Below are 10,632 nucleotides of genomic sequence, written 5' to 3'. Positions count from 1 at the left end.
GGACATACAAAAATCCCTCCATGATTATCGGATGAAATTATATTATTTCATCTGACAACCATAAAGGGATTATTACACAAGAAATTTCTTGTTGGAACTTTTTTTCATTTGTCTTTATAGAAATTTTCAATTAATCGATTAGGTATAAACCAAATTGATGGTACAATCAGACAAAAAATTAACACCAACTCTGGTTTAATAAATACTGACATCAATCCAATAAGTGAAAAAGATAACGACACCCATGTTTTATTGTCATTTTTAATTGCTTTTGCTAAATTTGATTCAGGCCCATTTGCTCGAAGTAATTCATTAGTTAATACTACATACATAATATTAAATAATAGAAAGACAAGGCCATATAAAAAGGCAGGCGCAAATTTATTATAATGTTCACCAACCCAGCTTGTTGCAAATGGCATGAATGACATTACAAACATAAATCCAGTATTAACAATCAACACCCGCCCATTGATTTTATCCGCCAATTGAAACATGTGATGATGATTATTCCAGGTGACACCAATTAAAAAGAAACTTAATACGTAAGCTAAAAAAGTACTTTGAAGCGGTATTAAATCTGAAAATGTGTCTCCCTCTGGTGCTTTTAACTCTAAAACCATGATTGTCATAATAATAGCAACTACAGCATCTGTGAACGCTTCAACTCTACCTTTTGACATACGAACCCCCTAAATTTTTATAAATTTAGTATTACAAAGATTAGTCATTAAATCAACTAAAAATAATTCCACTTTTTAAAGATAAAATATACTTCCAACAAATATGGCAGGCATAAACTGGTAGGTTAATTTATATTTTAATGATCAACTGGGACCATATTTATCATTTATTATGTTAACTATTTCTCTTTAATTTATATATTTTAATATATTATTAGTTAATACAAATAAATTAAGGAGTTCTAGTCTATGAATAAATTAAAATGGTTTTCCGGCGGAGATGATCGTGGAAAACAGGCCGAACAAATTATTACCGATTTATTAACTGATTTAAGTACAAATAATGGTAATAATACACTTAAAATTACGTTACAAGCTTATCTCGAAGAACTAAAACAAAAACGTTCTTCTGTTCCATTCATTTTAAGTCGCATGAACTTAGATCTTTCTAAAGCCATCAGGAATGATGAACAACCTTTATCTGACAATCAATCTAAAAAATTAAAAGAGTTAACCTCTATCTCCAATATTAGATATGGTTACTAACTATATTCTTTCTTGGTTTATACCTTTATTTTAATATAAAGTTCGTAAAAAACGACTACTTACAAAAATAATCCTTTGTAAATGGTCATTTTTTGTGTCCGTAATTTCTAACAAATTAATTTATTTTTTCATAATAGACCTCTAATTTTATGGCAAAATAAAAAAGATAACTCGTCGAATCAAGTCATCTTTTCATCTGTTATGTTGAATAGGATTGTCAAAAATCACCTTAAAAACACCTTAATTTGCATTCAAACTCATTCAATCTTATTCAAACTTTTAAAATGCAAAAGTGATATTTTATAAGGCTTTTCAACCTTATTCAAACTGTAAAATGGAGATGGCGGGAGTCGAACCCGCGTCCAAGCATATTGCCACTCAAACATCTACGTTCATAGTTATACTATTTAAAATTCGCCAACCGTAGCGCCGTATAACAGGGCTAACACGTCTGACTAACCTGATTAGTCTCTTTTAACTTCTCCAGGTGGAAGAAGTTAACGTAAGTCCACTTAATTTAGGACCCAGATCTAGCACATGGACGATACTAGGAGGATCTACGTTAGAGCGCTATTAAGCAGCTAAAGCGTAAGTATTACTATTATTTTTTGCAGTTATAATTTAACTGAGCGTTTTAACGAAGACGCAAACTTCGAAACGCAATCCAAGCTCAACCTATACCTGTCGAATCCTGAACATCCCCATAACAACTATAAACATACCATATTTATCAGTTAAAATAAAGATGTAACCTGACGACTTATTCTTTGACAAAAAAATGTCATTCAACTATTGTGAAGACAGTTACTTAGAAAGGGAGTTATAAAATGAAAATTGGAATTATTGGTGCAACTGGTAAACAAGGACAATCTACATTAAAAGAGGCAGTTTCTCGTCATTTAGATGTTACTGCTATTATTAGAAATAAAAGCAAATTAACAGAAGATGTTCCTTTTATAGAAAAAGATCTTTTCAAGTTAACAACTGCTGATTTAGAATTATTTGATGTTATTGTAGATGCTTTTAACGCTCCATTTGGTCAAGAAAATCTTCATCAAACATCATTAAAACATTTAACGGATATCTTAGCTGATACTAAGGTTAAGCTCGTTATTGTTGGTGGCGCAAGTAGTCTTTTCGTTGATTCTGAAAAAACACTGTTACTTGGTGATACACCTGACTTCCCTGAAGGTGCTAAAGCAACAGCCAAAAATATGCGTGATGCTTTAGTCACACTCCGTACCGTTTCAAATGTAGATTGGGTCTATATTTCACCAGCTGCATTTTTCAATCCTAGTGGCGAAAAAACAGGCCACTATCAAATTGCCGGTGACGTTTTAACAATGAATTCACAAGGTAATAGTGAAATTAGCTATGCCGACTTCTCTATCGCATTGGTTGATGAAATTGAATCTAATTCACATCATCAAGAACGTTTTAGCGTTGTTTCTAAATAAATTTAATTATCTGCCACTTTCACAAGAAAGTGGTTTTTTTTGTAAAAAAATAAGTGATAATCATCACTTATTTTTACGTCATTATCTAAATTATATTTTAATATTTACCTGCTAAAACGTCATCAATTAAATCTAAGACGCTATCATCTTGATTTGAACCGATACGATGATTTGCCATTTTAGCTGCCATATTTGAAGACTTTTCCATTGCAAAACTTAATGGTGTGTATGCCAACATCTCAGCATCATTATCATTATCTCCAACGGTTACTACTTCATCATCTTTTACATCCCATAATTCTTGCAAAGCATTTAACCCATTTTGTTTTGTTGCCTCTTTAACATTGATATCAATAAATCCAAAACCAGAAACTTTTGCAACTAATGATTCATCAACATTTTCTTTTAATTTAACCGCAAATGTTTTATATTCGTCAATGGGGCCATTAATCGTAACTTTAGAAATAGTTTTTTCAACCTTACTTAAATTAGGGACCTTAATAATGTCTGGATAGTACGTATTAGCCATTTCTACAAAGTTATCAGACTCACTTGCATCAATATACCCACTCTCATCTGTTGATGCTAAGATTCCATAATTTGGCGATACCTTTTGGATATATAAAACTGTTTTTTCAAATACGGCTGGATCAATATTAAATGATCTGATATGGGTGTTGCCATCATAAATAACCGCACCGTTATCTGAAACGTAACCTATTTCACCAGAGATACGTTTAAAAATATCTTTAATTTTCATAACTTGATTTCCACTTGCTACCACGAAATGAATCCCTTTATTTTTTAGTTCAACTAATTGGTGACTAAATCTAACTTCATCAAACGTTTTATTATCTCTTAAAAATGTACCATCTAAATCCACTGCAATTATCTTGACTGTCAAAATTACATTCCTCCGATTATGCTTTAATAACTCTATTATACTGCATAAGTAAACGGATACAAAGAACTAAAAAGAAACGCCCCTTGGAAAAGAACGTTTCTTTACAATTTATGATTTAAAATATCATCAATGCTATCCAAAACACTATCATTTTGATTCAACCCAATGATGTGTTTTGCTGTTTTTTTAGCTAACTTTGATCCGCTAGCCATAGAAAAACTATTCGGCGTGAACGCCAACATTTCTTGATCATTATCATTATCCCCAAATGTCGCAACTTCTTCATCCAAGATTTGCCAACGATTTTGTAGTAAATTTATGCCGTTTTTCTTTGTCGCGTTCACTAAATTAATATCAATATAACCAAATCCAGACGCTTTTGCTTGAAGTTTATTATTCATTTCAGTATTTAATTGTAATGATATTCTTTCATATAACGACACGGGAAAATGACCCGTCAGCATAGAAATTCCTTGATTAAGTGATACCAAATTATCGACTCCGGTTACTTTCGGATAATAATCATTTACATCTTGAATAAATGTATCAGATTCCCGTTTATCATAGAAACCTCCTTGATTATTAACCGCTAATAGTCCTATTTCAGTGAATGTTTCCTTCAAATACTGAATCGTTTCTTGATAGAGACTATTTTCAAAAATGTATTCTTTCAATAACTCTTTTGCATCTTGAATGACTGCTCCATTTTCAGCAACGTAACCAATTTTATCTTTAATTTCTTTAAAATATTGTTCAATGGCTAAGGTTGGATTCCCACTTGCTACCACAAAATGTATTCCCTGTTGTTGCATCCTTTCAAATTGATGCGAAAATCTTTCTTTATCGTATGATTTATCATCCCTTAAAAATGTACCATCTAAATCTACTGCAATTAATTTAATCGTCATCCCTGCCACCTCTAACGTTATTATACATGATTTCTATACATAACTATATTCTTCAAATGGCGTATCAAACCAGTCATAACGCATTATAATTTGCATGACTCGATTCACAGGAATCCACAATCCCGACCGTAAAATATCTTTCATTGTCTCTAGAAATATCTTGTCATTTTTTGTACTATTTGGTTGTTTAATTTTTATAATTTCTGAATTTTCAGTTTTTACAGTAATAATATGATTGTTCAACGCAATGACTTGTGCAGAAACGATATTATCACTTATTAATTTATTATCTTTGTTTTTATCTATTTTCATTTTGTTAAACTTCCTTTCTGGTATAGGTTCATACTACCTTGGCTTTATGACTTATCTATGAAGTTATTAATAATAAATCATTAAAAAAAGCTTAACCAGTTTAAGAACTGATTAAGCCTTAAATTAATAAACAACAACAGGTTCGTTTTGTGAAACGTTCGCAAATAAAGTTGCCATTGCGGCTGGTTTTGTATTAACACAACCACCAGAACCATCTTTAAGATAAGCTGTTTTAGACCAATTTGTTCTCCAACTAGCGTCATGGAAACCAATTCCACTATTTGTGAATTGAGCCCAGTAACTAACTTTGACAGAATAATTAGCTTTACCAACTTCACTACCTTTAAGTATTGATGGCGTTTGTTTGTACATAATATACCAAACACCCTTAGTTGTATCTTCACCAGTACTATGTTTACCAGTTGCAACATCAGTTGTTAAAACAACCTTGCCATTTTTATGGATCCAAACTTTCTGCTGCGCAATTGACACTTCAGCATACGTATCTCCAAGTCCATCATTTGCAGTCGTTGTGTAACCAGTTCCATAAGTATTATAGCCAACACCATATTTATCATTGGTTGCGTCAATAGCTGCAGTACCATCTTCTAACGCTGTCAAAACATGTGTCACTGAGTCATTCATTCCAAGGGCCCAACCATATGATTGTCCACTAACTGGAACAGTACTTCCTGTAGCCGTTTTAAAATTATACTTTTTATTCAATGTTGCTTGTTTCTTATTAATTTCATCTACTTTTGCAGAAATACCACTCGTATCAACAACATATTTACCATCTTCAACAGTTGCTTGCTTAAGAATATCTGCACCCTTCAACGTATACTTCGTTGATTGAACGGTATAAACAGTCTGTCTAGCAGCTAGTGTATCCAATTTTTCAGTATCAGCTTTAACTGTTTTACTGTCAGCAGATAAAGGTTGGAGTTCAGTATCCTTCAACTTCGTAATGCTACTATAGCCAGCCTTATCATAGGCAGCTAAAATTTGCTTAACATTATATTGATTCCCTTTTTTCCCAGGTGTTACTGATACTTTTCCATTTTTTAAAATGGGACTTGCATCAACAGCCACTGTTCTTGTTTTATTTAACTTTGTTAGTTGGGTTTTTAATTGTGCTTTTAATTGATCCTTAACTGTTGTATTCAACTTTTGTGGAACAATCGCATAATTTTTCTTAACATTTGAAGGAAGAATGGTACGTTGCTTCTTCAACAATGCTTTAATCGCTGGCTTATCTTCATCAGTAAAACCAGTTGTTGTATCTTTTGCATCGACTATTTTTGTTTTACCTACATAAATAACATTTTTTGACGTTTCATTTTTTAACTTACTAATAACTTTATCAACACTTAATCCACTGACATCTGTATCATTAATTGTGATGCCTTTATTAAAATGCATACTTTGATTGAAACTTGCTCCACCAAGAATTCCCAAAACTAAAATACTTCCGATACTAATACCAATCTTTAACGATTTTTTCATAGTTTTTCACCTCATATTATGAATTCATAGTGCGCTATTCCCAATAAAAATATCATACCGCACTATGAATGTCGAATCAATTTTGTTGTTTTCTAAATTATACTCTTTATAACTTTTAAAATCTTTTAAATAATATTTGACAATAATATCAGATTTATCTATACTACATTTATCAACTAACTCAGAGAGGAAATCAAGCCTATGACTTATTCACAAGTAAAACTTAATAATCGTTGGCAAAGCCGGTTATTCAGATTGTAGTCTGTTTTTTACAGATATAATCTGTCTATTCAGATTGTATCTGTATATCGGTTTGGTTTCTATAAATCAAAACCCCTGTATGGATATCAGTATATTCATGCGGGGGTTTTGTCTTTCAAGACGGCCCTCGAATCTGAGGACTGTCTTTTTTTATTAAAAATTAAAGGGGTACTTATAAAATGAAACGATTAATTGGAACCATTATTGCGTTATTTTTATTCTTAGTGATTGCTTTTTTCTCAACACTTCAACCAACAACATTTTCAAACGCTAAAGGAGTACCAACAATTGGTATTCTTCAATTAACAACACATCCTGCACTGGATGCGATTCATAAAGGAATTATTGCTGGATTAGAAAAAGAAGGTTACGTACCTGGTAAGTCTGTGAATATTGATTTCCAAAATGCTGAAGCTGATCAAAGTAATTTAAAATCAATGAGTGACAAGTTTAATAATGAAAATGTTAATCTCATGATTGGTATCGCAACACCCTCTGCACAATCTTTAGCTAATGTAACTAAAAAAACACCAATTATTTTAGGTGCCGTTACTGATCCAAAAGGTTCTGGTTTAGTTAGCAACAATCAGAAACCAGGTAATAATATCACCGGTGTTTCTGATCAAGCACCTATTAAAGCACAGTTAGCTTTAATGAAGGAACTAATACCTAATATGAAAACCGTGGGTGTCCTTTACACATCAAGTGACGATTCAGCTACAAAACAGTATCAACAATTTAAATCTGCAGCAATCAAATCAGGCTTAGAAGTTAAATCGGCAACAATTACCTCTACAAATGATGTTGACCAAGTGTCACAATCGCTCGTAGCATCTGTTGATGCCGTTTATGTCCCCACGGATAACACAGTAGCATCAAGTATGCAGACTCTCGTTAAAAATGCGACACAAGCTAAAATTCCAATTTTCCCTGCAGTAGATACAATGGTCAAAAATGGCGGCTTGGCAACTATTAGTATTAACCAATATGATTTAGGTGTAGCCACTGGTAAAATGGCTGCTGCCGTTCTTTCTGGAAAAAGTGTCCCTGCAACAACACCAATTAATTTTGTAAAAAAAGGTGATCTTGTTATTAATTTGAAAACAGCAAAGGCCTTAAATATTACAATTCCACAAGCATTAATTGATCAAGCCAAAAATAAAGGAGAGTTAATCAAATGACAATTATTGTATCTGCTATCGGACAAGGACTCCTATGGGGGGTTTTAGGTCTTGGTCTTTATCTTTCATTTAGAATTTTAGACTTTCCTGATATGACTGTCGAAGGTACTTTTCCAATGGGCGCCAGCGTAACTGTGATTTGTCTAATCCACGGAGTTAACCCGCTTCTGGCCACATTCTTTGCATTTCTAGCAGGGACACTAGCTGGTCTAGCCACCGGGTTACTTTATACAAAAGGTAAAATTCCGATTTTATTAGCTGGAATCCTTGTCATGACAAGTTTATATTCAATTAACCTACGAATTTTAACAAAAGCAAATATCAGTTTACTTGGACAAAATACAATTTTTTCTGCTCACTTTCTAACTAATCTTCCTGCATCTTTTGATTCCGTTGTATTAGGGCTCATTCTGGTTATCATTAGTATTGGCTTACTCGCTTTCTTTTTAAATACCGAATTAGGCCAAGCGTTCATCGCAACCGGTGATAATGAAAAAATGGCCCGCTCACTTGGTATCCAAACCGATCGTATGAAGATTTTAGGACTAATGGTTTCAAATGGCTTCATCGGACTTGCCGGTGGGCTAATCGCGCAAAATAATGGCTATGCTGATATCAGTATGGGTATCGGAACGATTGTCATTGGGCTTGCTGCAATTATTATCGGTGAAGTTGTTTTTGGTAACTTATCATTAACAGCACGTTTGGTTGCCGTTGTCATTGGTAGTATTTTCTACCGATTTGTTATTTTAATTGTATTAACATTAGGCTTTAACGCAAACGATTTAAAATTAATTTCTGCTATTATTTTAGCATTCTGTTTAATGTTACCAACTCTCCGAAAAGCGCTAAGACTAAATACTTTGTTTGAAGGAGGCCATTCAAAATGACTGAACCCATTTTTTCACTTTCCAATATCGTCACTACCGTTAATACCGGTACTTCTGAGGAGCAACAAATCTTAAAAAATTTAAACCTCACCATCAATAAAGGCGATTTTATAACTGTAATTGGTACTAATGGCGCTGGTAAATCGACCCTTTTCAATACAATTGCTGGTAATATTAAACCAACGAGTGGCAAAATTATGTTACGCAATAAAAATATTACGAATGAAAATGATATTAAACGGACAAATTATATTAGTCGTGTTTTTCAAGATCCTAAAATGGGCACAGCACCTAGAATGACAGTCGCTGAAAATCTATTATTAGCCTTAAATCGAGGCAGTCGCCGTCGGTTTAAACCTCGTCATTTAAAACAAAAAATGACGCAATTTCGTGAATTAACCGCAAAGATGCCAAATGGTTTATCAGAACATTTAAATACACCTGCTGGAAACTTGTCTGGTGGTCAACGTCAAACATTAAGTTTTTTAATGGCAACTTTGATTCAACCTGACTTACTGCTACTAGATGAACATACGGCCGCCCTCGACCCCAAAACAAGCCAAGAATTATTAAAATTAACCGCCGAAATTGTTGAACAAGAACAATTATCTTGTCTAATGATTACGCATCACTTAGAGGACGCATTATCATATGGTAATCGAACAATTGTCTTAAATGATGGTCAGATTCAATCTGATTTATCAGGTGAAAAACGTGCCAACCTATCTACGACTGATTTATTAGCCTATTTTAATGATTTAGAATAAAAAATACCACAACCTTATAAAAGTTGTGGTATTTTTTTACGATTTTATATTCGCTTTCTTAGTTGCAATAACAACAACTGCCAAGGCAAGTAAGATTAATAATGTCGAACCAACGAACAAACCGTTGTATGACAATCGTTCAATTACGATTCCACCAACTAATGGTCCTAACGCTTTACCAATAGATGCGGCAATATTAATCGTTCCTTGTGCCTTACCTTCTTGACCTGGCTCGGCCAGTTCATTAATCCATGCCGGAATGGCTGGGAATGCGACCATTTCACCTAACGTCAACAAGACCATTGAAAAGACAAAATGAGAAAAGTCTTTCGCAAAAATAAGTGTTGTAAATGATAACGCAAATAAGCCAACACCCATAATAATTTGTCTAAATAATGACTTAGCAATTGTTCTCGTTACAAGCGTCACTAGTGGTTGTCCAAAAACAATGAGTCCTGCATTAATCGTCCATAATAAACTATATTGACTCAATGGAATATCTAACTTATCCATATAAATTGATAAATTACTTTGCCATTGCTCGTAACTCAACCAAATAACCAGGAATGTTAACCACATTGCGCCGATAATCCAAACTTTGGGATTAACACCAGCTGATTGTTCTGATTTTGTTGGTTTCACTTTTTTTCGTATTGGATCAACTCTATACGCTAAAATAGCAGTAATCAAAAATATTGAATATAAAATTAATGCTGATACAAAGACCATTGTGACACTAACTTCAATCACGTATCCAACTAATAATGTCCCAATAACAATCCCTAAATTTAAAGCTAAATAAAAGAGATTAAAAACATATCGACTATCTTTTCTTCTAATTGTGGCCGCAAATGAATTTAAAATTGTTGCCACAATCCCGTTACCAAGACCCAAAATAACTAGCAAAATTGGGTATGCTGGCCAGCCATGCATGAAAACTAAGCCTAATACGGCCAACCATGCAATTACGATTCCTACCAATGTCGCATAATAAGGCCGCCATTTATCAAATAAATAACCACCAGCATAATTACCAATAATAGTCGCAACTGAGTTTATTAATAGTACAATTCCAGAAAATGTTAAACTTTTACCTAAATAGTTATGCATGTAAATTGTTGTTAACGGCCAGACGAAACTTGAACCTGCGCTACTAATCACTGAACCTATTAACAACCATTTTAATTTAATTTCTTTCGTCATTTTTTTCCGAAAGC

The 10,632-nt window shown here is 33.2% G+C and carries 11 protein-coding genes and 1 other RNA gene; 5 read left to right on the top strand and 7 right to left on the bottom strand.

What is annotated here, in order from left to right; genetic code table 11:
* Nucleotides 1-104 precede the first annotated feature (104 nt).
* The gene (locus AC1RO3_RS05140; protein WP_409022266.1) at nucleotides 105-683 is read right to left on the bottom strand and encodes a TMEM175 family protein; all 579 of its coding nucleotides are present in this window, start codon (nucleotides 681-683) and stop codon (nucleotides 105-107) included.
* Between the two features lie 249 nt (nucleotides 684-932).
* Here AC1RO3_RS05140 and AC1RO3_RS05135 point away from each other — a divergent pair, with 249 nt between their 5' ends.
* The gene (locus tag AC1RO3_RS05135; RefSeq protein WP_481761412.1) at nucleotides 933-1,229 is read left to right on the top strand and encodes a bacteriocin immunity protein; all 297 of its coding nucleotides are present in this window, start codon (nucleotides 933-935) and stop codon (nucleotides 1,227-1,229) included.
* Nucleotides 1,230-1,561: 332 nt separating this feature from the next.
* On the opposite strand, the gene ssrA is transcribed toward AC1RO3_RS05135, so the two are convergent.
* Nucleotides 1,562-1,932: a transfer-messenger RNA gene (ssrA, locus tag AC1RO3_RS05130) on the bottom strand.
* Between the two features lie 124 nt (nucleotides 1,933-2,056).
* Here ssrA and AC1RO3_RS05125 point away from each other — a divergent pair.
* Complete coding sequence (locus AC1RO3_RS05125; protein ID WP_481761413.1) at nucleotides 2,057-2,686, top strand: NAD(P)-dependent oxidoreductase; 630 nt, start codon at nucleotides 2,057-2,059, stop codon at nucleotides 2,684-2,686.
* A gap of 97 nt (nucleotides 2,687-2,783) precedes the next feature.
* Here AC1RO3_RS05125 and AC1RO3_RS05120 read toward each other — a convergent pair whose 3' ends face one another.
* From AC1RO3_RS05120 to AC1RO3_RS05105, 4 genes are all read right to left on the bottom strand, one after another.
* On the bottom strand, nucleotides 2,784-3,590 hold the full coding sequence (locus tag AC1RO3_RS05120; protein ID WP_409022263.1) for a Cof-type HAD-IIB family hydrolase: 807 nt from the start codon (nucleotides 3,588-3,590) through the stop codon (nucleotides 2,784-2,786).
* A 101-nt stretch (nucleotides 3,591-3,691) separates the two neighbouring features.
* On the bottom strand, nucleotides 3,692-4,498 hold the full coding sequence (locus AC1RO3_RS05115; protein WP_481761414.1) for a Cof-type HAD-IIB family hydrolase: 807 nt from the start codon (nucleotides 4,496-4,498) through the stop codon (nucleotides 3,692-3,694).
* Nucleotides 4,499-4,531: 33 nt separating this feature from the next.
* Nucleotides 4,532-4,810: a hypothetical protein gene (locus AC1RO3_RS05110; RefSeq protein ID WP_409022261.1), complete on the bottom strand. Its 279-nt coding sequence runs from the start codon at nucleotides 4,808-4,810 to the stop codon at nucleotides 4,532-4,534.
* Nucleotides 4,811-4,933: 123 nt separating this feature from the next.
* Nucleotides 4,934-6,316, bottom strand: a complete 1,383-nt coding sequence (locus tag AC1RO3_RS05105) for a L,D-transpeptidase family protein (RefSeq protein WP_481761415.1) — start codon at nucleotides 6,314-6,316, stop codon at nucleotides 4,934-4,936.
* Nucleotides 6,317-6,756: 440 nt separating this feature from the next.
* Between AC1RO3_RS05105 and trpX the strand changes: the two genes are divergently transcribed.
* From trpX to AC1RO3_RS05090, 3 genes are read left to right on the top strand one after another with little or no spacing between them, the layout of a single operon-like run.
* Nucleotides 6,757-7,758, top strand: coding sequence for a tryptophan ABC transporter substrate-binding protein (gene trpX, locus AC1RO3_RS05100; RefSeq protein WP_481761416.1), 1,002 nt, complete (start codon nucleotides 6,757-6,759; stop codon nucleotides 7,756-7,758).
* Entirely contained in the window at nucleotides 7,755-8,648 is an 894-nt protein-coding gene (locus AC1RO3_RS05095) for an ABC transporter permease (protein ID WP_481761417.1), read from the top strand. Before trpX ends, AC1RO3_RS05095 begins: the two co-directional genes overlap by 4 nt.
* The gene (locus AC1RO3_RS05090) at nucleotides 8,645-9,415 is read left to right on the top strand and encodes an ABC transporter ATP-binding protein (protein WP_481761418.1); all 771 of its coding nucleotides are present in this window, start codon (nucleotides 8,645-8,647) and stop codon (nucleotides 9,413-9,415) included. Before AC1RO3_RS05095 ends, AC1RO3_RS05090 begins: the two co-directional genes overlap by 4 nt.
* Before the next feature lie 36 nt (nucleotides 9,416-9,451).
* Here the strand turns inward: AC1RO3_RS05090 and AC1RO3_RS05085 are convergent, their stop codons facing one another.
* A complete protein-coding gene (locus tag AC1RO3_RS05085; RefSeq protein ID WP_481761419.1) occupies nucleotides 9,452-10,618 on the bottom strand; it encodes an MDR family MFS transporter in 1,167 nt (388 codons plus the stop codon).
* Nucleotides 10,619-10,632: the final 14 nt, after the last annotated feature.

Source organism: Dellaglioa sp. CoH-57-MRSF-19 (assembly GCF_056781975.1).
The sequence above is the reverse complement of the archived record's forward strand: the minus strand, read 5'-3'. Positions and strand labels throughout refer to the sequence as shown.